General features: G+C 67.2%; 23 protein-coding genes. 13 read left to right on the forward strand and 10 right to left on the reverse strand.

What is annotated here, in order from left to right; genetic code table 11:
- Window positions 1–84 precede the first annotated feature (84 nt).
- Window positions 85–876 (reverse strand): DUF2189 domain-containing protein, encoded by a 792-nt coding sequence (locus WFK61_RS10110; protein WP_336811396.1) that lies wholly within the window; start codon window positions 874–876, stop codon window positions 85–87.
- 212 nt (window positions 877–1,088) lie between these two features.
- Here WFK61_RS10110 and ligA point away from each other — a divergent pair, with 212 nt between their 5' ends.
- Window positions 1,089–3,254: an NAD-dependent DNA ligase LigA gene (gene ligA / locus WFK61_RS10115; RefSeq protein ID WP_336811397.1), complete on the forward strand. Its 2,166-nt coding sequence runs from the start codon at window positions 1,089–1,091 to the stop codon at window positions 3,252–3,254.
- A 3-nt stretch (window positions 3,255–3,257) separates the two neighbouring features.
- On the opposite strand, the gene WFK61_RS10120 is transcribed toward ligA, so the two are convergent.
- Window positions 3,258–4,232 (reverse strand): AraC family transcriptional regulator, encoded by a 975-nt coding sequence (locus tag WFK61_RS10120; RefSeq protein WP_336811398.1) that lies wholly within the window; start codon window positions 4,230–4,232, stop codon window positions 3,258–3,260.
- 95 nt (window positions 4,233–4,327) lie between these two features.
- On the opposite strand from WFK61_RS10120, the gene WFK61_RS10125 reads away from it, so the two are divergent.
- From WFK61_RS10125 to WFK61_RS10140, 4 genes are all read left to right on the forward strand, one after another.
- Window positions 4,328–5,572: an MFS transporter gene (locus WFK61_RS10125; protein ID WP_336811399.1), complete on the forward strand. Its 1,245-nt coding sequence runs from the start codon at window positions 4,328–4,330 to the stop codon at window positions 5,570–5,572.
- A 226-nt stretch (window positions 5,573–5,798) separates the two neighbouring features.
- Complete coding sequence (locus tag WFK61_RS10130) at window positions 5,799–6,662, forward strand: AraC family transcriptional regulator (RefSeq protein WP_336811400.1); 864 nt, start codon at window positions 5,799–5,801, stop codon at window positions 6,660–6,662.
- 29 nt (window positions 6,663–6,691) lie between these two features.
- A complete protein-coding gene (locus WFK61_RS10135; protein ID WP_336811401.1) occupies window positions 6,692–7,405 on the forward strand; it encodes an AzlC family ABC transporter permease in 714 nt (237 codons plus the stop codon).
- Entirely contained in the window at window positions 7,402–7,701 is a 300-nt protein-coding gene (locus WFK61_RS10140) for an AzlD family protein (RefSeq protein WP_336811402.1), read from the forward strand. The genes WFK61_RS10135 and WFK61_RS10140 overlap by 4 nt, the downstream gene beginning before the upstream one ends.
- Before the next feature lie 189 nt (window positions 7,702–7,890).
- Here the strand turns inward: WFK61_RS10140 and WFK61_RS10145 are convergent, their stop codons facing one another.
- Window positions 7,891–9,726, reverse strand: coding sequence for an aminopeptidase P family protein (locus WFK61_RS10145; protein WP_336811403.1), 1,836 nt, complete (start codon window positions 9,724–9,726; stop codon window positions 7,891–7,893).
- 297 nt (window positions 9,727–10,023) lie between these two features.
- On the opposite strand from WFK61_RS10145, the gene WFK61_RS10150 reads away from it, so the two are divergent.
- Together WFK61_RS10150 and WFK61_RS10155 are read left to right on the forward strand one after the other, a co-directional pair.
- Entirely contained in the window at window positions 10,024–10,266 is a 243-nt protein-coding gene (locus WFK61_RS10150; protein ID WP_336811404.1) for a hypothetical protein, read from the forward strand.
- Between the two features lie 56 nt (window positions 10,267–10,322).
- Window positions 10,323–10,451: a hypothetical protein gene (locus WFK61_RS10155; RefSeq protein ID WP_257734498.1), complete on the forward strand. Its 129-nt coding sequence runs from the start codon at window positions 10,323–10,325 to the stop codon at window positions 10,449–10,451.
- Window positions 10,452–10,496: 45 nt separating this feature from the next.
- On the opposite strand, the gene WFK61_RS10160 is transcribed toward WFK61_RS10155, so the two are convergent.
- Together WFK61_RS10160 and WFK61_RS10165 are read right to left on the reverse strand one after the other, a co-directional pair.
- Entirely contained in the window at window positions 10,497–11,444 is a 948-nt protein-coding gene (locus tag WFK61_RS10160) for a 50S ribosomal protein L11 methyltransferase (RefSeq protein WP_336811405.1), read from the reverse strand.
- 70 nt (window positions 11,445–11,514) lie between these two features.
- A complete protein-coding gene (locus WFK61_RS10165) occupies window positions 11,515–12,270 on the reverse strand; it encodes an SDR family oxidoreductase (RefSeq protein WP_336811406.1) in 756 nt (251 codons plus the stop codon).
- A 123-nt stretch (window positions 12,271–12,393) separates the two neighbouring features.
- On the opposite strand from WFK61_RS10165, the gene WFK61_RS10170 reads away from it, so the two are divergent.
- Window positions 12,394–12,789 carry a winged helix-turn-helix transcriptional regulator gene (locus tag WFK61_RS10170; protein WP_336811526.1) on the forward strand — a complete coding sequence of 132 codons (396 nt, stop codon included), beginning with the start codon at window positions 12,394–12,396 and terminating at the stop codon, window positions 12,787–12,789.
- A gap of 17 nt (window positions 12,790–12,806) precedes the next feature.
- Here the strand turns inward: WFK61_RS10170 and WFK61_RS10175 are convergent, their stop codons facing one another.
- From WFK61_RS10175 to WFK61_RS10185, 3 genes are read right to left on the reverse strand one after another with little or no spacing between them, the layout of a single operon-like run.
- On the reverse strand, window positions 12,807–13,577 hold the full coding sequence (locus tag WFK61_RS10175; protein WP_336811407.1) for an SDR family NAD(P)-dependent oxidoreductase: 771 nt from the start codon (window positions 13,575–13,577) through the stop codon (window positions 12,807–12,809).
- A 44-nt stretch (window positions 13,578–13,621) separates the two neighbouring features.
- Window positions 13,622–14,062, reverse strand: a complete 441-nt coding sequence (locus tag WFK61_RS10180; protein ID WP_336811408.1) for a GNAT family N-acetyltransferase — start codon at window positions 14,060–14,062, stop codon at window positions 13,622–13,624.
- Window positions 14,063–14,079: 17 nt separating this feature from the next.
- Complete coding sequence (locus tag WFK61_RS10185; protein WP_336811409.1) at window positions 14,080–16,449, reverse strand: ATP-dependent helicase; 2,370 nt, start codon at window positions 16,447–16,449, stop codon at window positions 14,080–14,082.
- A gap of 115 nt (window positions 16,450–16,564) precedes the next feature.
- On the opposite strand from WFK61_RS10185, the gene WFK61_RS10190 reads away from it, so the two are divergent.
- The gene (locus tag WFK61_RS10190; RefSeq protein ID WP_336811410.1) at window positions 16,565–18,214 is read left to right on the forward strand and encodes an acyl-CoA dehydrogenase family protein; all 1,650 of its coding nucleotides are present in this window, start codon (window positions 16,565–16,567) and stop codon (window positions 18,212–18,214) included.
- Window positions 18,215–18,275: 61 nt separating this feature from the next.
- Here the strand turns inward: WFK61_RS10190 and msrB are convergent, their stop codons facing one another.
- Window positions 18,276–18,707: a peptide-methionine (R)-S-oxide reductase MsrB gene (gene msrB / locus WFK61_RS10195; protein WP_336811528.1), complete on the reverse strand. Its 432-nt coding sequence runs from the start codon at window positions 18,705–18,707 to the stop codon at window positions 18,276–18,278.
- A gap of 227 nt (window positions 18,708–18,934) precedes the next feature.
- Here msrB and WFK61_RS10200 point away from each other — a divergent pair, with 227 nt between their 5' ends.
- The 3 genes from WFK61_RS10200 to WFK61_RS10210 are packed head-to-tail and all read left to right on the forward strand — an operon-like array spanning window position 18,935 to window position 21,650.
- On the forward strand, window positions 18,935–20,158 hold the full coding sequence (locus WFK61_RS10200; protein ID WP_336811412.1) for a BtaA family protein: 1,224 nt from the start codon (window positions 18,935–18,937) through the stop codon (window positions 20,156–20,158).
- Window positions 20,159–20,196: 38 nt separating this feature from the next.
- Window positions 20,197–20,835, forward strand: coding sequence for a class I SAM-dependent methyltransferase (locus tag WFK61_RS10205; RefSeq protein ID WP_336811529.1), 639 nt, complete (start codon window positions 20,197–20,199; stop codon window positions 20,833–20,835).
- Window positions 20,836–20,852: 17 nt separating this feature from the next.
- On the forward strand, window positions 20,853–21,650 hold the full coding sequence (locus WFK61_RS10210; RefSeq protein ID WP_336811413.1) for a potassium channel family protein: 798 nt from the start codon (window positions 20,853–20,855) through the stop codon (window positions 21,648–21,650).
- Between the two features lie 12 nt (window positions 21,651–21,662).
- Here WFK61_RS10210 and WFK61_RS10215 read toward each other — a convergent pair whose 3' ends face one another.
- On the reverse strand, window positions 21,663–22,235 hold the full coding sequence (locus tag WFK61_RS10215; protein ID WP_336811415.1) for a thioesterase family protein: 573 nt from the start codon (window positions 22,233–22,235) through the stop codon (window positions 21,663–21,665).
- A 465-nt stretch (window positions 22,236–22,700) separates the two neighbouring features.
- Between WFK61_RS10215 and WFK61_RS10220 the strand changes: the two genes are divergently transcribed.
- Entirely contained in the window at window positions 22,701–24,140 is a 1,440-nt protein-coding gene (locus WFK61_RS10220; RefSeq protein ID WP_336811416.1) for an FAD-binding oxidoreductase, read from the forward strand.
- Window positions 24,141–24,303 lie beyond the last annotated feature (163 nt).

Below are 24,303 nucleotides of genomic sequence, written 5' to 3' on the forward strand. Positions count from 1 at the left end.
TGACGGAATGGAGCCTTGCGGCTCGATCTGGCAGGGGGTGAACCCGTTTTGGGCGCCAAAGGTTCCCCTTGGCGCGCGTGGACCTCAGCCCGCGACCTTGCGGTAGAGATGCCAGGTGGCATGGCCGAGCACCGGCATGACCACGATCAGGCCGACCAGCATCGGCAGACAGCCGAGCACGAGCAAGCCGGTCACCATCAGGCCCCAATACATCATCACGCGCGGATTGGCCTCGACGGCGGCGATCGAGGTGCGGATCGCGGTTGGTGCATCGACATGCCGGTCGATGATGAGCGGGAAGGACACGACCGAGATCGAGAAGGCGAGGATCGCCAGCAGAAGCCCGATCGCATTGCCGATCACGATCATGATCCAGCCATCCGCCGTCGTGAACGTGGCGCGCAGGAAATCGGCGGTCGAGACATCGGCCGGCAGGCCGAGCAGGCCGCGATACAGGAACCAGGCGCTGAACAGCCAGCCGAGGAAAATCCCGGTCAGCATGGCGCCGAGCAGGGCGATCTGCCCGATCGAGGGCGAGCGCAGCACCGCGAAGGCATGCATCCAGGACGAGTCCATGCCCTTCTCGCGGCGGCGGCTGATTTCGTAGAGCCCGATCGCGGCGAAGGAGCCGAGCAGCGCGAAGCCCGAGAGCAGCGGAAACAGCAGCGGGAAGATGTTGTAGCTCACCGTGAGCTGCGCCAGCAGGATGCCGGCAACGGGATAGATCAGGGCGATGAAGACGAGGTGGCTCGGCTGCGCCTTGAAATCCTCCCAGCCACGCAGGAGCGCCTCGGTCAGGTCCCGCGTGGTGATGGTCCTGATGCGCGGCTGCGAGAGCGAGACAATGTCGTGAACTGTGCCGTCGAGATTGGCCATGGCGTGTCTCCCGGTTCCGGCCCGGTTCGCCAATGGCTGTCGACGTGAACCTTGGCGTCAACGGCCTGCGGCGTCGAGCTTCCAATTCCCAGCTCGGGAATTATACGCGCGAACGCCTGGTTTGTCGCAGGCTTTCGGGGCGGCGCAGCCTTGCATCTGTCGCAAAGGCTGCTGCCCTTCCTCGTCACGATCATCTCGCCTAATGGTTTGCCATGAGCGACGCTGAAGATTCCGCCCCCTCCGAAACGCCGATCGCGGAGCTGACGTCGCGCAAGGCGAAGGCCGAGCACAAGCTGCTGGCGGCGCAGGTGCAGGCCGCGAACGACGCCTATTTCCAGGACGACCAGCCGATCATGGACGACGCCGCCTATGACGCGAAGCGTCGCCGGCTCGTCGCGCTGGAGGAGGCCTTTCCGGCGCTGGCGCAGGAGAGCGACGTCAGCGCCAAGGTCGGCGCCAAGCCGTCGGGCAAATTCGCCAAGATCCGCCATCGCGTGCCGATGCTCTCGCTCGACAACGCCTTCTCCGACGAGGCCGTCGCCGAGTTCGTGGGACGGGTCTACCGCTTCCTTGGCCGCAAGGAGGAAGACGGCATCGCCTTCACGGCCGAGCCCAAGATCGATGGGCTCTCGCTCTCGCTGCGCTACGAGAAGGGCGAGCTGGTCGCGGCCGCGACGCGCGGCGATGGCGAGGAGGGCGAGGATGTCACGCTGAACGCCCGCACCATCTCCGAAATCCCCAAAACGCTTGCCGGGCCGGATGTGCCTGAGATCGCCGAAGTGCGCGGCGAGGTCTATCTGGGACACGCCGATTTCGCCGGTATCAACGAGCGCCAGCGCGAGAAAGGGCTGCCGGAATTCGCCAATCCGCGCAATGCGGCGGCGGGCTCGCTGCGCCAGCTCGATGTCAGCGTCACCGCTGCGCGGCCCCTGCGCTTTTTCGCCTATGCCTGGGGCGAGATGCCGGTGCTGCCGGCGCCGACGCAATTCGGCGTGGTCGAGGCCTTCCGGCGCTGGGGCTTCCGCACCAACCCGCTGATGAAGCGCTGCGAGAGCGTGGCGGAATTGATCGCACAATATCGCCTGATCGAGAGCCAGCGCGCGACGCTCGGCTACGATATCGACGGCGTGGTCTACAAGGTCGACGAGCTCGCGCTGCAGGCCCGGCTCGGCTTCGTCTCGCGCGCGCCGCGCTGGGCGATCGCGCATAAATTCCCCGCCGAACTGGCGACGACCGTGCTGGAGGCGATCGACATCCAGGTCGGCCGTACCGGCGCACTCTCGCCGGTGGCGCGCCTGAAGCCGGTCACAGTCGGCGGCGTCGTCGTGACCAATGCGACGCTGCATAACGAGGATTATATCCACGGTTTCGATTCCAAGGGGCTGCCGATCCGCGACGGCACCGATATCCGCGTCGGCGACACGGTGACGGTGAAGCGGGCGGGCGACGTGATCCCGCGCGTCGAGGCGGTCGATCTCGCCAGGCGGCCGGCGGATTCGAAGCCCTACGAGTTCCCGACGCTCTGCCCGGCCTGCGGCAGCCATGCGACGCGCGAGCTCAATCCGCGCAGCGGCAAGGAGGACGCGATCCGCCGGTGCACCGGTGGCCTGATCTGCCCGGCGCAGGCGGTCGAGCGGCTGAAGCATTTCGTCTCGCGCGACGCGCTGGATATCGACGGGCTTGGCGATAAGCAGATCGAGTTCTTCCACGGCGATGCCGAGCTTCCCGTCAGGGAGCCGGCCGATATCTTCACGCTGGCCGTCCGCGATGCGGCGAACCTGAAGAAGCTCAAGGACAAGGAAGGCTTCGGCGCCGTCAGTGCGAAGAAGCTGTTCGATGCGATCGAGGATCGGCGCACGCCGCCGCTCAACCGCTTCATCTTCGGGCTCGGTATCCGCCATATCGGCGAGACCACGGCGCGGTTGCTGGCGCGGCATTACGGTTCGTTCGAGGCACTGCGCGCGGCCGGCATCGCCGCCGCCGACGAGGCCTCGCCCGAGCGGCAGGAGCTCGGCGCCATCGACAGCGTCGGCCCGACCGTGGTCGAGGCGCTGGTCGAGTTCTTCGGCGAGCCGCATAACGAGGAACTGCTCGACCGCCTGCTAGCTCAGGTCTCGCCGCAGCCGCTTGAAGCGGTGGCCTCGGCCAGCCCGGTCGCCGGCAAGATCGTGGTCTTCACCGGCGCGCTGGAGCGGATGACCCGTGACGAGGCCAAGGCAATGGCCGAGCGGCTCGGCGCCAAGGTCGCGGGCTCGGTGTCGTCGAAGACCGATCTGCTCGTCGCAGGTCCCGGTGCGGGATCGAAGCTCAAGGATGCGGCCAAGCACGGCGTCGAGGTGATCGACGAGGCCGGCTGGTTCGATCTGGTGGGCGGCTGAGCTTTACTCCGCCGCTGCCACCGCCGGCGTGAACATCGCGGCTGGCGGCGCTTCGCCTGCGGTGCGCACCTGGCTCGGGGCCAGGCCGGTGATGCGCTTGAAGGCGCGGCTGAACGAGGCTTCCGACTCGTAACCGAGGCGCTGCGCCACCACCGCGATCCGCAACTTGTCGCGGGCGAGCCATTGCCGCGCCTGATGCATCCTGACCTGCGCGACATAGCGGGCCGGCGTCTCGCCGACGACCTCGGCGAAGCGCTCGGCAAAGCCCGAGCGCGAGGCGCCCATCAACTCGGCGAGGCTCTCGACCGTCCAGTCGGTCTCGGGATGGGCGTGGATCGCCGCCAGCACCTTGCCGATGGTCGGGCAGCGTGCGGCCGCGACCCAGCCCTTGGCGGCGCCGCAGCCGCGCTCGACCCAGGCCCGGATGATCGCCGCCGCCAGCACATCGGCGAGGCGGGCGAGGATGCCGCCTGCCCCGACCCTGTCCATCATGACCTCGCGGCCCATCGCCTCCAGCAGGTGCGGGAGGCCGGGCTCGTCGGCGATGAAATCGCTCATCCGCATCAGGTCCGGCATCAGGCGCAGCAGCGGATGGTCGAGATCGACATTGAAGGTCATCCGGCCGGTGAAGAGCAGCATATGCGCGCCCGAGCCGCCGCCCTCGACATCGAAGACATTGCCATAGGCCTCCAGCACCCGGCAGTCGCAGGGCGGGGAGGCGAGGACCTCGGGCGAACTGGCCAGGACATGGCCGCCGCCGCGCGGCAAAAGCACGGCATCGCCATCCGCGAGCTGCAGCCATTCGCCGGCCGGCGTCTTCAGCCAGCAGCTGCCGCGCGAGATGAAATGGAAATAGGCCTGATGGGTCGGCGGGTAGACGACGCCCCAGGGGGCCGCCAACTGGCAGCGGCTGTAATCGACGCCGTCGAGCCTCAGGCCCCGCAGCATCTCGGTCAGGTGGTCGGTGGAAGCAGTCATGGCAATCCTGGACGAACGGTCATGAGATGCGGATGATATAGCATGGAAACTCCATGGGGCCACGCCCATCTTCCGGCAACCTCATGGAGAACCCCATGTCAGATTCCCTGTCTGCCACTGCACTCGAATTCGACGACACAGCCGAGGAGGCCCGCGACAAGCCGGCCTGGGCTGCCGTCACGTCCCTCACCTTCGGCGTCTTCGGCCTCGTCACGGCCGAGTTCCTGCCGGCGAGCCTCCTCACCCCGATGGCGGCCGATGTCGGCGTCTCCGTCGGCGCGGCCGGGCAGGCGGTGACCGCGACTGCCGTGGTCGGCGCCATCGCGGGTCTCGCCGCGGCCATCGTGACGCGCGGCATCGACCGGCGCCTCGTGATCTGGTCGCTGACCGGCCTGCTGATCGTCTCCAGCATCATTGCGGCTGTCGCCACCAATCTGCCGACGCTGCTCTTCGCCCGCGTCCTGCTCGGCATCGGGCTCGGCGCCTTCTGGTCGATGGTCGCGGCGACCGCGATGCGGCTCGTGCCGCCGAGCGCCTTGCCCAAGGCGATGTCGCTGATCTTCGCCGGCGTTTCCCTCGCCACCGTCAGTGCCGCGCCGATCGGCGCCTATCTCGGCAACGTGATGGGCTGGCGCTTCGTGTTCTGGCTCTCGGCGCTGGTCGGCGTCGCGACGCTCGTCGTCCAGATCGCGGTGCTGCCGCGGCTGCCGGCGCGGGGCTCGCCCGATATCCGCACGCTGTTCCGCCTGCTCGGCCAGCCCAGCATCGCTATCGTGCTCGCCGGCATCGTCGTGGTGATCTCCGGCCATTTCGCGGGCTTCACCTATGTCCGCCCGTTCCTGGAGCAGATCCCCAAGCTCTCGGTCGAGGCGATCTCGCTCGTCCTGCTGGCCTATGGCGTCGGCGGCTTCTTCGGCAATTTCGCGGGCGGGGCGATCACGGCTCGCAGCGCCAAGGCCTCGGTGATCTTCGGCGCCTTCCTGATCGCGCTGGTGGGGTTCAGCCTGCTCTTCGTCGGTGCGTCGCCGCTCGCCTCGGCCATCGCGGTCGGGCTCTGGGGCTTCGCTTTCGGCGCGCTGCCGGTCGGTTTCCAGACCTGGCTGGTGCGGGTCGCGCCTGAGGATGAGGCCGAATCGGCCGGCGGCCTGATCGTCGCGGCCTTCCAGATCGCGATCGCGAGCGGGGCCATCTTCGGCGGCCTGCTGGTCGATGGCTTCGGGACGCTCGGCGTCATCGCCTATGCGACCGTCGCGACGCTGGTCGGTGGGCTGGGCGTGCTGCTGCTGGGCTCCAGGAGCCCCGAGCGGGTGGGCGGCGGCGCCGCTGCGCACGCGATCTGAGGCAATGTGAGCCCTCATCCTGAGGAGCCGCGAAACGGCGTCTCGAAGGATGCTCCAGGAGGCTCCGGAGAAGCTGGAGCGCCCTTCGAGACGGCCCTTCGGGCCTCCTCAGGACGAGGGCTGCGGAAACCGGAGCGGCTTCCGATCTCAAAACCGATCGGGCGCGTGATGCGCCCGATCACTTTTCTTCAAGACAGTATGGCGGGCTTCTGCGCTATCTTTGGGCATGCAGTCGATTTCGCAGGAACAGGCCTTGCTGGAGAGCCCGCTCAGGGCGGGGGAGAGTGCGCATCTGTTTGCCGCGCGCCGCTTCGACGGGCTCGAGTTCCTGGCCGCGACCTTCCGCACCCACGCCTATGCCCCGCATGCCCATGACACCTATGCGATCGGCACGATCGAGATGGGTTGCGAGGTCTGGCATGCGCGCGGACAGAAGCTCTATGCCGGCCCCGGCGACATCGTCATGAACCATCCGCTCGACGTCCATGACGGCGCGCCGAGCGAGGGCGGCTATCGCTACCGGATGAGCTATCCCTCCGTCGAATTGATGCAGGAGATCGCGGCGTCGCTGACCGGGAACGAGGCCGTCGGCACGCCGTTCTTCCGCGATCCCGTCGTGCAGGACCCGGCCGGTGCCGCGTTGTTCAGCGCCGCGCATCGTCTGCTGGAGGATGGCACCGACGCGCTGGCGGGCGAGGAGGCCTTGCTGCGCGCCTATGCCCATATGTTGGCGCGCCATGCCGACCTGAACGTGCAGGCGGTCGGGCGCGAGGACGGGCCGGTGGCGCGGACGCGGCGGGCGATCGAGGCGCGCTATGAGGAAGACCTGTCGCTGGCCGACCTCGCCGCGCTGGCCGGTTTGCCGCGCCATCACCTGATCCGGGCCTTCCGGCGCGAGACCGGGCTGACGCCGCATGCCTATCTCATCGATGTCCGCGTCCGGCGAGCGCGCGAGCGGTTGCGGCGCGGTGAGAGCCTGGGCGATGTCGCCGCGGCGACTGGATTCTGCGACCAGCCGCATTTGACGCGGGCCTTCAAGGCGCGGCTCGGAGTAACGCCCGGGGCCTTCCGCGCCGCGCATGCCGGCTGAACGACAAGCTTCGAAAGAACCGACACTCCATGTCCACGATGCGTGACGACATCAGGCGCGGCCTGAGCGATATCTGGCCGGCCGCCGTGGCGGCGGCGCCGATCGGGCTGCTCTTCGGCGCGGTGGCGGCCAGCAAGGGGCTCTCGCCCCTCGAAGTCTTCCTGATGAGCCTCATGGTCTTCGCCGGCGGGGCGCAGTTCGCCGCGATCGAGCTCTGGGCGAGCCCGGCGCCGGTGGCGGCGCTGGTGTTCTCGACGCTGCTGATCAATGCGCGCCATGTGCTGATGGGGGCTTCGCTCGCGCCCAAGCTCCAGGGTTTCAGCCGCTGGCAGAAATTCCTCGGCCTCTATTACATGGCCGACGAGAACTGGGCGCTGGCCGAGAAGCGCGCCCGCACGCATCGCCTGACGCCGGCCTACTGGTTCGCGATGGTCATTCCCTTCGTTGCGGGCTGGCTGATCAACTCGACACTCGGCGCGATGATCGGCGCCGTGTTGGGCGATCCGAAGCGGCTCGGCGCCGATTTCGCCTTCACGGCGCTGTTCATCGCGCTCGTCGCCGCGTTCTGGAAGGGCCGGGTGACGTTCTGGACGGTCGCGGCCGCCGGCATCGCCTCGGCCGTGACCTATCGGCTCGCCGGGCCGCCCTGGCATGTCGCGGCGGGGGCGCTGTGCGGATTGCTGGCGGCATGGCTCGCCGCAAGTGGCGAAGAGCAGCCGGTCACCGAGGAGGCCAAGGCGTGAGCGTCGATCCGATCAATCTCCTCGCCTTCCTCGGCATGGCGATCGTGACCTATTTCACGCGCGTTGCCGGGCTGGCGCTGGCCGGGCGGCTCAGCCTCTCGCCGCGGGCGCAGGCCGCCTTCGACGCGATCCCGCCCGCCGTACTGATCGCCGTGATCGCGCCAAGTGCGCTCGCCACCGGCTGGGCCGAGACGGCGGCGGCAGCGGTGACGGGGCTTGCGGCGACGCGACTGCCCTTGCTGGGTGTGGTCGCTGTCGGGGTTGTCGCGGTGGTCGGGTTCAGGATGGTGATGTGACGCTCTTCCTTCTCCCCTCGGGGGAGAAGGTGGCAGCGCGGAGCGCTGACGGATGAGGGAATGAAGGGCGTCGCGCTGCCCTCATCCGCCTGCCGGCACCTTCTCCCCGTAAAAGTCGGCTGTTGCCGACTTTGACATCTTGAGTTCCCATCTCGGGCAAGCCCGAGATGGGTGGGAGAAGGGAGAAACTCACAAAGCCCGGCAGGCCTGCTCCAACCAGGCCTTCGCCTCGCCCTCGACCTGCGGCGCGAGCTTCTCCCAGACCGTGGCGTGATAGGCGTCGATCCAGGCGATCTCGCTGGCATCGAGCAGGCTCTTCTCGATCAGGGCGCGCTCGTAGGGGCACCAGGTAATCGTCTCGAAGCCGTAGATCGTCCGCTCTGCGCCGGGGATCTGGCGCTCCTCGACCACGATCAGGTTCTCGATGCGGATGCCGTATTCGCCCTGCTTGTAGTAGCCGGGCTCGTTGGAGAGGATCATGCCCGGCTCCAGCGGCGTGGTGCCGAGCTTGGAAAGCCGCTGCGGGCCCTCATGCACCGAGAGATAGCTGCCGACGCCATGGCCGGTGCCGTGGTCGAAATCGAAGCCGCCCTGCCAAAGCGGCAGCCGCGCGAAGGCATCGAGCTGCGCACCCGAGGTGCTCTTGACGAAGACCAGCCGCGAGATCGCGAGGTGGCCCTTGAGCACGCGGGTATAGCGGTCGCGCATCTCGGCCGTGGGCGTGCCGATCACCATGGTGCGCGTGATGTCGGTGGTGCCGTCCTCGTACTGGCCGCCTGAATCGACCAGGAAGATGCCGGGCTCCAGCTTGCGGTTGGTCGCCTCGCTGACGCGGTAATGCGGCAATGCCGCATTGGGGCCGGCGCCGGCGATGGTGGTGAAGGAGACGTCCTTGAGCAGGCCGGTCTTGAGCCGCTCGGCCTCGAGCGCAGCAACGGCATCGATCTCTGTCAGGCCGCCCTTCGGCGCCTCGCGCGCCAGCCAGGAGAGGTAGCGCACCATGACGGCGCCGTCGCGCAGATGGGCGTTGCGGGCGCCGTCCAGCTCGGCCGCGTTCTTGCGCGCCTTCATCAGGGCGATCGGGTCGGTGCCGGCATCGGGCGTGCCGCCGGCCTCGCGGATCAGGGTCGCCAGTGCGGAAGCAGCGGTTGTGGCATCGAGCCGGACCTTGGCCTTGGCCGCACCGAGCTTCGCGATCTGCCTGTCGAGCTCGGCCGGAGGGGCGATCTCGCCGACGGCGCCGATCGCGTCGCCGGCCTCGTTGGTGATCTTCTCGGGCGCGAGGAAGACGGTCGGCCGGCCCTCGCGCGGGACGATGGCATAGCCGAGCGGCAATGGCGTGTGCTCGACATCGCCGCCGCGGATGTTGAAGATCCAGGCCAGCGCGTGCGGATCGGAGACGACGAGCGCGTCGATCTTCGCCTCGGCCAGCGCCTTCTGGATGCGGACGAGCTTCGAGACGCTGTCCTCGCCGGCGAAGGCCGCCGGATGCGCCTTGACCGGTGCAGTCGGCGGTGCCGGGCGGTCGCTCCAGAGCGCGTCGATCGGGTTGGCCTTGACGGCGACGAGGCTGCCGCCGGCCGCGGCCGCAGCCTTTTCGAGCCGGGCGAGGCCATCGACCGTATGCAGCCATGGATCATAGCCGAGCTTGCCCCCAGCCGGCAGGTTCTGCTCGACCCAGCGCTCCAGCGGGGTCTCTTCCATGCGAACGGGCGTGACGACCGCAGTGTCGGTCTGCTCGGCCGACTGGATGGTGTAGCGGCCGTCGACGATCAGCGCGGCCTTGTCGGCCAGCACGACGGCGTTGCCGGCCGAGCCGGTGAAGCCGGTCAGCCATGCCAAGCGGGCCATATGGGCGGGGACATATTCGCCCTGATGTTCGTCGGCGCGCGGGATCACGAAGCCGTCGAGCCCTTGCACGGCAAGAGCCTTGCGCAGCGCGGCGACGCGGCCGGCAACCAGCTTGGGGTCGCTCGGCTCGGAGAAGGACTGGAAGCGGCAGGTCGGCAGGGTCGAATCGGTCATGGCGGGGTCCGGCTTAGGTCGGGCCATCGTCGCCGCGCGCCCGCGAAAGCGCCAGCGCAAATGCGTCCGCCGGGCACTGCCCGTTCCGTGGGACGGCACTGCCTCTGCGCTCCGCATTGTGCCGTGTGGTTATGCAATCTGCGCAAACATTAACGGATATGGACGGATCGCATGCGTTTTCTGCATATCTTGCATATGCGAACATATCTTCTCGCAAGTGCGAAATGACCCCACCTTAGTCGCATAAGAGAACGAGGAGGCGACCGGGACTGTCCTTCGTTTTTCGGAGATAGACCCATGACCTATGTGTTGAACAATGCCGACGTGCTGCCCGTACCGGTTCAGGCCGGTGCCAAGACCCGCTCCGACAAGCCGGGCCTGATGCAGCGCTTCTATGCCGCGCTCGTCGTGAGCCGCGCGCGTTCCGCAGCCCGCGAACTGCGCGCCCGCAACCTCCTCGTCAACGAGGCAGAGCTCGTGCTGGGCGGCTACCCGTCCGCGACGCTGTCGAGCGACGTTTCGCTGCCGTTCAATCGCTGAATTCACGCCGCTGCGGCCTGAGGCCGCGCAGCTGACAACCCCTGAGGACCATCATCATGATCGCCATCATCAAGCACATCTACGAACAGATCGCCGATGCCGCGAAGTTCACCGCCGCCGTCTGGCACGATGCCCGCAGCCTGCAGGCCGATGCCGAGAAGAAGTACGGCTATATCGGCTTCTGAGCCGAACGAGTAACGGCCTCGCGCTTCCCTCGGGAGCGCCGGAGGTCAGGCAAGGCGGCGCGGCCTCGGGGCTGCGCCGCCTTTTTTCATGACCAGCGTCGCCCAGCCTTCGCGCAGCGAATGGCTCGCGAGATAGACGCCCTGGTGCCGGTAGGCCGAGACGACGCCGACGACATCCATCGCCAGCAGGCCCGACAGGATCAGCGTGCCGTTCGACGAGAGCACGCGGGCGATCGACGGTGCCAGCCGCTTCAGCGGGCCGGCCAGGATATTGGCGAAGACGAAGTCGAAATGGCCGGGGCGCCAGGCCTTGGCATGGCGCAGGCCGGGCGCGACATAGAGATCGAGCGCGTTCGGCGCGTGGTTGAGCCGGGCATTATGGGCGGAGACCTCGACCGCGACCGCATCGATATCGCCGGCGACGACCTTCCGCTTGATCTGCTTGGCGAGAGCTAAGCCCAGAATACCGGTGCCGGTGCCGATATCGATGCCGTGGCGCGGGCGGCGCTTCTTCAGTTCGGCATCGAGCGCGAGCAGGCAGCCGGCGGTCGTGCCATGATGGCCGGTGCCGAAAGCGAGCGCGGCCTCGATCTCGATCGCGACATCGTTGGTGCGGACGACGTGACGGTCATGCGCGCCGTGGACGAGAACGCGGCCGGCGCGGACCGGCTTCAGGCCGTCCAGGCTGTTGGCGACCCAGTCCTTGGTGTTGACGGTGGTGAAGGGCGTGTTGTCCACGAGTTCGCCGACGATCGGACGCAGCAGATCGCGCACCGCTTCCTCGTCCGGCGGGTTGGCGAAATAGATCTCGACCTTCCACGGGATGTTCATCGAGAGCGTGGTGATGCCGTCCTCGACCTCGAAGGCGGAAATCGCCGTCTCGGTGGGATCGAAGATCTCGCCGAGCAATTCGGTGAGGGCCCGGGCCTGTTCGCCCGAGGTGGAGAGTTCGAGGACGGTCGCGACCGTCGCTGGCAGGAGGCCTTCGCGCATGCGCTGGCCTTAGCAGTGCGCGGCGGGGTTGTCATGGTCGGGTTTGCCCCGACCATGACGAAAGCCGGTGTCAGCCGTGCTGCGCGTTGAGCCCAGCAAAGACCTGCGCAAAGCTGCCGGTCGCCTCGGCGAAGCGCAGCGGCTTGCAGCGCTCGACGATGACCTCGGTGGCCTCGGGCTGGGTTTCGAGGATCGTCATCACCTCGTTGGTGAAATCGGCGAGCGGCATCGCAGCCGGATCGACCGCCTGATGCGGCCCGAGCAGTTCTGTCTGCACATAGGGCGGGGCGATCTCGATGACCTCGACTGACGTGTTTTTCAGCTGCTCGCGCAGGCCGATCGACCAGGAATGGATCGCGGCCTTGGTCGCGGAGTAGGTCGGGGTCGCCGCCAGCGGCACGAAGGCGAGCCCTGACGAGACGGTCAGGACAGTGGCCTGCGGCTGCTTCAGGAGATGCGGCAGCAGTGCGGTCGTCAGGCGGATCGGCCCGAGCAGGTTGGTCGCGATCGTCTCCTCGGCGATGGCCAGGTTGTCCGCGGCCGGCACGTTCTCAGGCTTCATGATGCCGGCATTGTTGATGACGGCATTGAGCTGCGGAAAGCGCGCGGCGGCCTGCCGGGCGAAGGCCGCGATATCGGCCTCGTCCTGGATGTCGAGCAGCATCGATTCCATGCCGGGATTGGCCGCGGTGACCGCATCGAGCACGGCTTCGCGGCGGCCGGCGATCACGACCTTGTTGCCCTTGGCGTGCAGCGCCTCGGCAAGGGCCCGGCCGATGCCGGAGCCGCCGCCGGTGATGAGGATGGTGTTTCCGGAAATCTTCATGGCAAAGCCCTCTCGTGGTTGCACGAGACGAGATGGCGCCCATACTCTTCAATGGAAAGAAGGCGCCCAGAAGTGCCATACGCACCAAAAGGAGAGTGTCGGATGCAGGCGATCCGGACCGCCATGGCGGCGATGCATCAGCGCAGCGAAGCGATCCCACCGGTCAGCCCGGCGGTAGAATCTCTGGTGCGGCAGGTGATCGCGCAGGTCGCCGATAAATGGACGATGCTGGTGCTGGAAGCACTGGAGGAGCACGGGACGCTGCGCTTCACGGAAGTCGGCCGCATCGTCGGCGGCATCAGCCAGAAGATGCTGACCAAGACGCTACGCGAGATGGAGCGCGACGGGCTGGTCACTCGCACGGTCCATCCGGTGATCCCGCCGCATGTCGATTACACGCTGACCGAACTGGGCCGCGAGCTCAGCGCCGCCTTCTGCGGGGTCTGGACCTGGGCCGAAACCTATTACGCCGAGGTTTCGGCCGCGCGGAAGGCGTTTCGCGAGCGGGAAGAGGGGTAGCGGCTCGGCGGCCGCGCTCAACCACGAGACGATTGGGGGAACTGCCCGCCGTCATCGGCATCGAGCGTGATCGCCAAGGTCAGGTGACGCGGCCGCGTCAGCGCGAAGATGACGGCTTCGACGACATCGCGATTGCTGCCACGGTTGCCCTTGCTGCGCTCTGTGTTCGCCTGCCATTCGGCGTCGCCCGGCAGCATGTCGTCGAGATAAGGCGGATGCACCGCGATCGAGCGGATCGGCGATCCCGCGAGCATCTGACGAAAGCCGTCGGCGAGCGCAGCCTGCGCGTGCTTGGCGGCATAGAAGGGGACGGAGACGCTTTGCAGAGCGGCATTGGGCAGCCCGCTGATCGAACCAATGGTGACGATGTCCGGACAGCTCGAACGCCGCATCGCCGGCAGCAATGCCTGTGTCAGTAGGAAGGTGCCGGAAACCGCCGCGTTGACGACGCCGAGTACCTCTTCGGCGGAATAGGCGGTTTCGCGCCCCTCCAGCCACATCGCGCCATTGTTGATGAGGATGTCGATATCCTCGCTGTCGGCGAGCTTTCGGCCGGCGGTTTCGACCTTGGCGGCATCGGCGAGATCGAGCGTGACGAGGCGAGGCTCGCGACCGGTTCGTTCGCGAATGATCGCGGCAGTATCCGACAGCCCGGCTGGATTGCGGCCGCAGAGCACGACGCTGCTTCCAGCCTCGGCCAGCGCAATGGCAAGTGCCGCGCCTAGTCCACGCCCGGCGCCGGTGATCACGGCCCGTCGACCTGCAAGACCTTCTGTCTGCATCGTCATGTTACCTTTTCGGCCCGACGGCCGCTTGGACGGCGCCAGAGCGCTCAGAGGTCCTTGGTCAGGTAGATCCGGGTCGCGCCGGGCGGCTTCGGGGCGATCTCGCCGAAGACCTGCCAGCCGAGCTTCTTGTAGAACTCCGGCGCCTGGAAACTGATGGTGAAGAGCACGGCCTTGCTGCAGCCGCGCCGGCGCCCTTCCTCCTCGGCCATGGCGAGGATGCGGCTGCCGATGCCGGTGCCACGCAGGCTCTTCGGCAAGTAGACGGTGTCGATGAAGAGCAGCCCGAGCGAGGTGCGGCCCGCGAGTCCGCCGATCGGCTTGCCCGTCTCGGGATCGGTGATGCGAATCTGCAGTTCCTGCCGATCGTGCCGGCCGATCGCGGCGTCGTTATAGTCTTTCAGGCCTTCGCCGAGCAGCTTGCGAAAAGCGTCGTCTTCGGCGTCGGTGAGGGTGATCTCGGGAGGCATGGTCGGTCGTCTGCTCAAGAGTAGTGTTCGTTGGCTCAGCCGGCCTTCTGCACGAACGAGTCCAGCACCATCTTCCGCCCGGCCTTGTCGAAATCGACCGTCAGCTTGTTGCCGTCTACGCTCGCCACAGAGCCAGGGCCGAACTTGACGTGGAAGACGCGGGCGCCCTCGCCATAGGCGGATTCGCCTGAGGATTTTGCCGTCAGTTCGCCCTCGATCAGCAGCGGGCCGCGCTGGCGGGAGGAGCCGCCGAAGTTGCCCTGACCGAAGCCGCGGCCGCTTTCGGAGAAGCCGCTGTTCTTCGCCCGGTTCTCCTGCGCGCGCTGCCAGCCCGGCGTGTTGTAGGTCGAGCCGAAGCTCTCCATCCGGTCGAAGCGCGAGGCGCCGTAGCCGCCTTGCGAATAGCTGGTCGGGGCCTGCTCGACCTCGACATGCTCCTCCGGCAGTTCGTCGATGAAGCGGGAGGGCAGGCTGGTCTGCCAGAGGCCGTGAATGCGGCGGTTCGAGGCGAAATAGAGCTTCAGTTTCTTGCGGGCGCGGGTGAGGCCGACATGGGCGAGGCGGCGCTCCTCCTCAAGACCGGCGCGGCCGCTCTCGTCGAGGGCGCGCTGGTTCGGGAAGAGCCCTTCCTCCCAGCCGGGCAGGAAGACCGTGTCGAATTCCAGCCCCTTGGCGGCGTGCAGCGTCATGATCGAGACGCGGGCCTCGGCCTCGCCATCGGCGACGTCCATCACCAGCGAGACGTGTTCGAGGAAGGCCGGCAGATCGGGGAATTCGTCGAGCGAGCGGACCAGTTCCTTGAGGTTCTCGAGCCGTCCGGCGGCATCGGCCGAGCGGTCCTTCTTCCACATCTCAGTATAGCCGGATTCTTCCAGCACCAGCTCGGCGAGCTCGCCCTGCGGCATGTGCTCGGCGCGTTTCGACCAGCGGCCGAAGGCGTCGACCAGTTCGCGCAGGGCCGTACGGGCCTTGGGCTTCAACTCGTCGCTCTCGACCGCGGCGCGGGCCGACTGCATCAGCGAGAAGCCGGTGGCGCGGGCGTGGTTGTGCAGGAGCTGGACGGTCGCGTCGCCCAAGCCCCGCTTGGGCACGTTGACGATGCGCTCGAAGGCGAGATCGTCGGTCGGCGAGACGACGCAGCGCAGATAGGCGAGCGCATCGCGGATTTCGGCGCGCTCGTAGAAGCGCGGGCCACCGATGACGCGATAGGGCACGCCGGCCTGGACGAAGCGCTCTTCGATCTCGCGCATCTGGGCGGAGATGCGCACGAGCACCGCGACCTCGGCGAGGTTGTATTTCTTGGCCTGCATCGCCTCGATCTCGTCCGAGATCAGGCGTGCTTCCTCCTGGCTGTCCCAGGCGCCGGTGATGGTGACTTTCTCGCCGAGCGCATCCTCGGTGCGCAGTGTCTTGCCGAGGCGGCCCTCGTTGCGGGCGATCAGCTTGGAGGCGGTGGCGAGGATATGGCCGGTCGAGCGATAGTTGCGCTCCAGCCGGATCACGGTCGCGCCCGGAAAATCGTGCTCGAAGCGCAGGATGTTGTCGACCTCGGCGCCGCGCCAGCCATAGATCGACTGGTCGTCGTCGCCGACGCAGCAGATGTTGCGGCGGCCCTGCGCCAGCAGGCGCAGCCAGAGATACTGCGCCGTGTTGGTGTCCTGATACTCGTCGACGAGGATGTAGCGGAAGCGGTCGTGATAGGTCTGGAGCACGTCCGGATAGTCGCGAAACAGCGTCAGGCAGTGCAGCAAGAGATCGCCGAAATCGACGGCGTTCAGCGCCGTCAAGCGCTCCTGATAGGCGGCGTAGAGCTTGCCGCCCTTGCCATTAGCGAAGACGGCGGCCTCGCCATGCGGCACATCCTTGGGCGCAAGGCCGCGGTTCTTCCAGCTGTCGATGAAGCCCGCCAGCATGCGGCCGGGCCAGCGCTTCTCGTCGATGTTCTCGGCCTGGATCACCTGCTTCATCAGGCGGATCTGGTCGTCGGTATCGAGGATGGTGAAGTCGCTGCGCAGGTCGAGCAGTTCGGCGTGGCGGCGCAGGAGCTTGGCCGAGATCGAGTGGAAGGTGCCGAGCCAGGGCATGCCCTCGGCGACGGGGCCGACGAGATGGGCGACGCGCTCCTTCATCTCGCGCGCCGCCTTGTTGGTGAAGGTCACCGCGAGGATCTGGGAAGGGTAGGCGCGGCTGGTCGAGATCAGGTGGCCGATGCGGGTGGTCAGTACGCGGGTCTTGCCGGTGCCGGCGCCCGCGAGCACCAGAACCGGGCCTTCCGTCGCCTCGACCGCCTGGCGCTGCTCCGGGTTCAGCCCCGCGAGATAACCGGCCGCCGGCTGCGCGGCAGCGCGCGCGGCGAGGCCGCCGGGGCGGGGCGAGGGAGCGGAAAAGGGGTCTGCGTCGGACAAGGGTGTGCGCTGCTCGTGCGTGATTCGTTCTCCGGCGAATATAGGGCGTCGCTGTCAGGATTGCGCCCTGCCGGAGCGATCATTTTATATCCCGTTCCACAGGGAGGTGGCAGCAATGACCGGACAGGGCGGAGCAGAGCGCTGGGAGGTCACCAATCAGGTGCCGGTGCTGGCCGGCTACGACGCCTTCGCCGCCGATCCGGTGCTGCCGGAGGTCGTCTCGACTTTCGGTGCCGACTGGGCGCGCGAGCGGCTGCACGAGGCGGGGCGGACGGTCGGCTCGGCGCGAGTGCAGGAGCTGGCTTATCTCGCCAATCGCCATGCGCCCGAGCTGAAGGCCTTCGACCGCTTCGGCAACCGCATCGACGAGATCGCCTTCCATCCTGCCTGGCATGAACTCATGGGCCTCGCCATCGGGCAGGAGACACATGCGCTCGCCTGGAACCGGCCCGAGCCCGGCGCGCAGGTCGCGCGGGCCGCCCTGCAATATCTCTGGTACGGCGCGGAGAGCGGCATCTGCTGCCCGATCAGCATGACCTATGCCGCCGTGCCGGTGCTGAGGCAGGATGCGGCGTTGTGGGAGCGATGGGGCTCGCTCGTCACCTCCAACCGCTACGATCCGCGACAGGGGCCCGCGCATCTCAAGGCGGGCGCGACCGTCGGCACGGCGATGACGGAGACGCAAGGCGGCTCCGACCTGCGCCAGACCCAGACTTCCGCGGAGGATAATCACGACGGCACCTTCTCGGTGCACGGGCGGAAATGGTTCTTCTCGGTGCCGCATTCCGACGTGTTCCTGACGCTGGCGCGTACCGGGGAAGGCATTTCCTGCTTCGTCGTGCCGGGCTGGCTGCCGGACGGCGCGCGCAACGGCGTTGCGATCCAGCGCTTGAAGGACAAGGTCGGCAACCGTTCGAACGCATCCTCGGAAGTCGAATTCAGGGGAGCCATCGGCCATCTCATCGGTGAGCCGGGCCGGGGCATCCGCACGGGGCTGTCGATGAACCACAATTCGCGGCTCGATATCGCGGCGGCATCTTCCGGGCTGATGCGGATGGCGGTGTCGCTCGCGGCGCATCATGCGCATCATCGCCGCGCTTTCCAGAAGGCGCTGATCGACCAGCCGATCATGCAGAATGTCCTCGCCGATATCGCGATCGAAGCGGAGGCGGCGGCCTGGCTGGCGTTCCGACTGTTCGCGGCGCTCGACCGGCAGGAGGCGTCCGAAAGTGAGCGGCTGTTGGCGCGTGTCGGTGCGCCGATCGCAAAATACTGGATCACGCGGCGGGCGCCGGCCGTCGTCACCGAGGCGCTGGAATGCCACGGCGGCAACGGCTTCATCGAGGAGAACCCGATGGCGCGGCTCTACAGGGAGGCGCCGCTCAACGCGATCTGGGAGGGATCGGGCAACGTCATCTGCCTCGACGTGCTGCGCTCGCTGGCGCGCGAGGAGGGGGCGGTTGACGTGCTGCGGGCGGAGCTGACGGCGGCTGCCGGGGCGGACCGGCGCTATGATGCGGCTCTGAAGCGGCTGGAGGGCGAGTTGCCCGAGATGATGCGCAACGAGGGGCAGGCGCGGCGTTTGACAGAGAAGCTGGCGCTGCTGCTCCAGGGCTCGCTGCTGCTGCGCTTCGCGCCGGTTGCCGTGGCGGATGCGTTCATTGCGACGCGGCTGGGCGATGGCTGGGCGGGACAGTTCGGCGATTTGCCACCGTCGGTGGATGCTGCCGCGCTGGCGCGACGGGCGGTGCCGGCTGTTTCGTAGAGCACTTCCGTCATTCCGGGGTCCGCCGCTGCGCGGCGCCCCGGAATGACGAAAGCGCGACTCAAGCCGCTTCCGGCTCGAAATTCATCGCCTCGCCATTGATGCAGTAGCGCAGGCCGGTGGGCGGCGGGCCGTCCGGGAAGACGTGGCCGAGATGGCCGCCGCAATTGGCGCAGTGAACCTCGACGCGGAGCATGCCGTAGCTGCGGTCCTCGGTGGTGCCGACCGCACCTTCCAGCGGCTGGTCGAAGCTCGGCCAGCCGGTGCCGCTCTCGAATTTCTTGCCGGACTTGAACAGCTTCTGATCGCAGCCGGCGCAGGAGAAGATGCCGGCGCGCTTCTCGAAATTCAGCGCGCAGGAGCCCGCCCGCTCGGTGCCGTGGCCGCGCAGGATGCGGTACTGCTCAGGCGTCAGGCGTGCGCGCCACTCGGCGTCGGTGAGCTGGAAGGGGAAGCTCTCCTCCTGCTTCTTCTCGGCCCCGAACATGCTCATCAGACCCATCGCGATCTCCTTCCTGGCGGGAGCGCCTCATCGGCTTTCGTGTCGCCAATATGGGGCTTCGCGCGCGGAATTTCAGCCCCGCCGATCTCCGGTCGTTTCACGATGCCGTGGCATCGTCACCGGACCGTCACGCGACTCCTCTAGCAGCCCGGCCACCCGCAAAGGGAGGAAAACCGGTGACCGAACAGGCGACGCAAACGGCACGCGCGGCCCGCCGCATGACGAGCTCAGGCCTGGGACAGGCCGTCCGGCGCAGCAAGACGCTCTCCAAGGCCGGCCTGCTGGAATGGCTGTTCGCCCGCGCCTTCTCGGGGTTGGTCTATCCGCAGATCTGGGAGGACCCGGTCGTCGACATGGCGGCGCTTGAGCTCAAGGCCGGCGACCATGTCGTGGCGATCGCCTCCGGCTCCTGCAACATCCTCTCCTATCTGACGGCCGCGCCGATCCGGGTCAGCGCGGTCGATCTCAACGCCACCCATATCGCGCTAGGTCGGCTCAAGCTCGCGGCGCTGGCGCGGATGGACAACCAGGACGATTTCCTGCGCTTCTTCGGCCGGGCCAATGAGAGCGCCAATGTCGCGCTCTACGATCGCGAGATCGCTGATCATCTCGATGCCGTCTCGCGCGGGTACTGGGAGGGGCGGGGACTGAACGGCCGGCGCCGGATCAACCTCTTCGCTCGGGGGTTCCATCGCTATGGCCTGCTCGGCCGCTTCATCGGCACCGGGCATGTGCTGGCGCGGCTGCTCGGCGGCAATCCCAAGGCGATGCTGGCGGCGCGCGATCTGGCCGAGCAGCGGGCGCTCTATGACAGGCATCTCGCGCCGGTTTTCGAGCGCAAGCTGGTGCGCTGGCTCGTGCGGCAGCCCGCCTCGCTCTACGGGCTCGGCATCCCGCCGGCGCAATACAAGGCGCTGGCCGCCGATGGCGAGGACGGCATCCTGGGGGCGTTGAAGCTCCGGCTGGAGCGTCTCGCCTGTGATTTCGACCTGAAGGACAATTATTTCGCCCAGCAGGCCTTCGGCCGGCGCTATGGCGAAGGGCCGGATGCGGCCTTCCCGCCCTATCTCCAGAAGCAGCATTTCGCGGCGGTGAAGGAGCGGGCTCCAAAGGTTTCCTATCGCCAGAGTGCGGTCACGGCCTTCCTCGAAGATCAGCCGGCCGAGAGCTGCGACGCCTATGTGCTGCTCGACGCTCAGGACTGGATGAACGACGCCGATCTCACGGCCTTGTGGTCGCAGATCACGCGGACGGCCCGGCCGGGCGCGCGGGTGATCTTCCGCACCGCCGCCGACGAGCGCCTGCTGCCCGGGAGGGTGCCGGCCGCGATCCTCGACCAGTGGCACTACGCGGAAGATAAGAGCCGCGAGCTCTGCCGGCAGGATCGCTCGGCGATCTATGGCGGTTTCCACCTCTATGAGCTGAAGGGGCCGGCGCAGTGAGCGCGGCCGAGGCTGCGGGCGGCTCGGCTGCCGGGCTGATGGACCGGATCTACCGGCACCAGCGCCATATCTACGATGCCAGCCGGAAATTCTATCTGCTCGGCCGCGATCAGCTCATCGACGGATTGCAGCCACCGAAGGGCGGGAGCGTGCTGGAGATCGGCTGCGGCACCGGGCGCAACCTGATCCGCATCGCGCAGCGCTATCCGGATTGCGCCTGCCACGGGCTCGACGTCTCGAGCGCAATGCTGCAGACGGCGCAGGGCTCGGTCGCGAAGGCTGGGCTTGAGGGCCGGATCCGGCTCGCGCAGGCCGATGCTACGGGCTTCGATCCCCAAGTGCTGTTCGGCCGCGCCGGCTTCGACCGGATCGTGATCTCCTATGCGCTCTCGATGATCCCGCCCTGGCAGGGCGTCGTCACTGAGGCCTTGCGCCGACTTAGCCCCGGTGGCTCGCTGCATATCGTCGATTTCGGCGATCAGGCAGGCTTGCCGGCACCATTCAAGGCAGTGCTGCTGCGCTGGCTCGCGCTGTTCCATGTCACGCCGCGCGAGGGGCTCCCCGAGGTCGTGCGAGGGATGGCCGAGGCGGCAGGTGCCGATTGTCGGGTCAGTGCGCCCTATCGCGGGTATGCGGTCCATGCGGTGGCCACGCGGCGTAGCGGCGCGCTGGTCTAGCGCCTATGCTGTCGGCGATGGATGCCGCCGACGCCCCGCCCGACCAGAGCCGCTTCGAAGCCCTGCGCGACCGGCTGCGCCAGCTCTATCACGGCCGCTCGCCCGCCGCCTTGCGCTTCCAGGCCGTGACGACGGTCATCGACCTGCTGATCATCGCCTTCTTCATCCTGACGCCCTTGCTCAGGGAGAACGCGGCTTTCCTCTGGATCGACTATTCCGTCGCGGTGATCATGGTCGCCGAGATCGCGGCGCGCCTGCTGGCCTCGTCCAACATGCTCAGGCTGCTGCGCCAGCCGTCCATGCTGCTCGATCTCTTCATCCTGCTGACGCTGCTTGCGCCGCAATGGCTGGAGAATTTCGGCTTCCTGCGCATCCTCCGGCTGTGGTCGCTCTCGCATAAGGGCATCGTCTGGGCGCAGTTTCGCGAAACCCGCTTCCGCGAATGGGAGAACGTGGTTCGTGCGCTGAGCAATATCGCGACCTTCCTCTTCGTGGTCACGGGCTTCGTCTACACCTTCTTCTTCCGGCACGAGGGCGGGCTGGAGAGCTATGTTCAGGCGCTCTATTTCACGGTCGCAACGGTGACGACGACCGGCTTCGGCGACGTGACGCTGCCAGGCGTCACCGGCAAGCTGACCTCGATCGTGGTGATGATCGTCGGGATCACGCTGTTCGTGCGGCTGGCGCAGGCGCTGTTCCGGCCGAACAAGGTGCTGTTTCCCTGCCCCGAATGCGCCTTGCAGCGCCATGAGCCTGATGCGGTCTATTGCAAGGCCTGCGGGCACAAGCTGAAGATTCCGGACGACGATCCCTGAGGCGGCAGAACGTCAGTGCCGGGTTTCAGTCGCCGTCTCGACCTCGCGCTCCTCGGCGGTCTCGTCGACCCGGATCGCGGATTTCCGGGGCATGCCGATGATGCGGCCGATCGTGGCCGGCAGCGGCATCATGCTGTGCGCGGCCTTCATCAGGGCGATATTGGCGAGGATGTCGGCCGGGAAGGGCGTGACCTTGCGATGGACCATGTCGACATGCAGCGACAGGTTCTCGCTGGTCGCAGCGAGCCAGCCCTCGTTGGCGTGCCGCATCTCCAGATAGTAGTGCAGGCGCTTGTCGTCGAAGGCGATGAGCTGCGCGGTGACGCGGACGAGATCGCCCTCGGTCAGTTCGCGCTTGTAGAGGATGTGGCACTCCGCCGTGAAAGTGGAGGCATGGCGGGTCTCGACATAGTCGCGGGTCAGGCCGACCAGCGAGAAGACCTCGTCGACCGCACGGTCGAACAGCACATGGTAATAGGCCATGTTGAGATGGCCGTTATAGTCGATCCATTGCGGCTCGACCCGCATCGCCGACGAGACGAAGGGCGCGAAGAACAGCGCCGGGGCGCGTGTATCGTGTTTCATGTTCGCCTCCCTGACAGGCGCCTCGTTCAAGGCCCGGCGGCATTATTGCCGCTGCCCATTCGACCGTCGCATGATCTAGTATGCATCGCTCGCAAGCGGCGTCAGCATCTTGGACCGGCCAGTATGGCAGGACCATGTCGAAGCGTAACCAATTGCGAAACCGATCTGTTCGAAGTCTAGAGGCTGTTAGGGGCTATGGGAAGGTTTTGATGAGGTCAAAACGCTGGAGATGGGAGGAGCATTGCGCAGCCGATACGTCCGTATCGGCAAGCGATGCGACGCTGCAGCTCCAGCGTTTTCACCTCACCCGCAGGGCGCGGCGCTTTTGCGCGACTGCCGTGTCGTCCTTCGTAGCAAGCCGCAAGGCTTGCGTCCTCGAACTCCTTGCATTCGCGCAAAATCGCCTGCGTCAAACCCATCCCATAGTCCCTACCAGCCTCTGAGCTCCAGAACCGGATGTTGACAATGAGCCTGCCTGCCGCCGCTCTTCATGACAGCCCTGTCCAGGCCGCAGTGCTGCCGCCCTCGCCGGAGGCGATCGCGGCGGTGACGCAGGCGCTCGCCGCCAGCTTCGGCAACCGGCTGGTCACCAGCCTCGCCGTGCGCCAGCAACATGGCCACACGCTGACCTGGATTCCGAACCAGCCGCCGGATGCGGTGGTGTTCCCGCAGAGCACCGAAGAGGTCTCGCAGATCGTCAAGCTCTGCGCCGCCCATGGCGTGCCGGTTATCGCTTTCGGCACAGGCACTTCGCTGGAAGGGCATGTGAATGCGGCCTTCGGCGGCGTCTCAATCGACATGTCGCAGATGAAGCGGATCATCGCGGTTCATGCCGAGGATCTCGACGTCGTCGTCGAGGCCGGCGTCACCCGCAAGGAGCTCAACGAGCATCTGCGCGACCAGGGTCTGATGTTCCCGATCGATCCCGGCGCGGATGCCTCGATCGGCGGCATGGCGGCGACGCGCGCCTCCGGCACCAATGCCGTCCGCTATGGGACGATGAAAGACAATGTCCTCGCGCTGACCGCGGTGATGGCCGACGGCTCGATTGTCAGGACCTCGACCCGGGCCCGCAAGACCTCGGCCGGCTACGACCTCACCCGCCTGCTCGTCGGCTCGGAAGGCACGCTCGGCATCATCACCGAGGTGACGCTGAAGCTGCACGGCATTCCGGAGGCGATCGCGGCCGGCGTCTGCCCGTTCCCCTCGGTGAAGGCCGCCTGCGATGCGACGATCCTGACCATCCAGACCGGCCTGCCGGTCGCGCGCATCGAGCTGCTCGACGACGTGATGATCCGCGGCGTCAACCTGCATGCCAAGCTCGGCCTGCCGGAGACGACGATGCTCTTCGTCGAGTTCCACGGCACGGAAGCCGGGGTGAAGGAGCAGTCCGAACGCTTCGGCGAGATCGCGGCCGAGTTCGGCGGCGGCCCGTTCGAATGGGCGACCAAGGCCGAGGATCGCTCTAAGCTCTGGCAGGCGCGCCATGACGCCTATTGGGCGGCGAAGGCGCTGCGCCCCGGCTTCGACTCGGTCGCGACCGATGTCTGCGTGCCGATCTCGCAGCTGGCGGAATGCGTCGAGGAGACCAAGCGCGACATCGACGCCTCCGGCCTGATCGCGCCGATCGCTGGCCATGTCGGCGACGGCAATTTCCACACGCAGCCGCTGGTCGATCTCACGGACAAGGCCGAGGTCGAGCGGGCGCAGGCCTTCATCGACCGGCTGGTGAAGCGCGCGCTCGCGATGGGCGGCACCTGCACCGGCGAGCACGGCGTCGGCCAGAAGAAGATGAAATATCTGGAGCAGGAGCACGGGGCAGAGGCGCTCGCGGTGATGCGCACGCTGAAGCGCGCGCTCGACCCGCGCAACATCCTCAATCCGGGAAAAATCGTCGCCCTGTGACGCCGTTGCGGCTTGCGCTGCCTGCCGGGTTCGCGGAAATGTCGTGATCTCGCCGCTACTTGCGGGCAGGATGGGGGAGGCGCCGGTACCGGCCGTCATTGTGGTCGCAATGACGTTCGAGGCCAGCGCCGCTTCACCATGACGACAGGGGCAGGCAGCGGAA

It is taken from the genome of Allobosea sp. MMO-172 (assembly GCF_037147855.1).
Classification (GTDB): Bacteria; Pseudomonadota; Alphaproteobacteria; order Rhizobiales; family Beijerinckiaceae; genus Allobosea.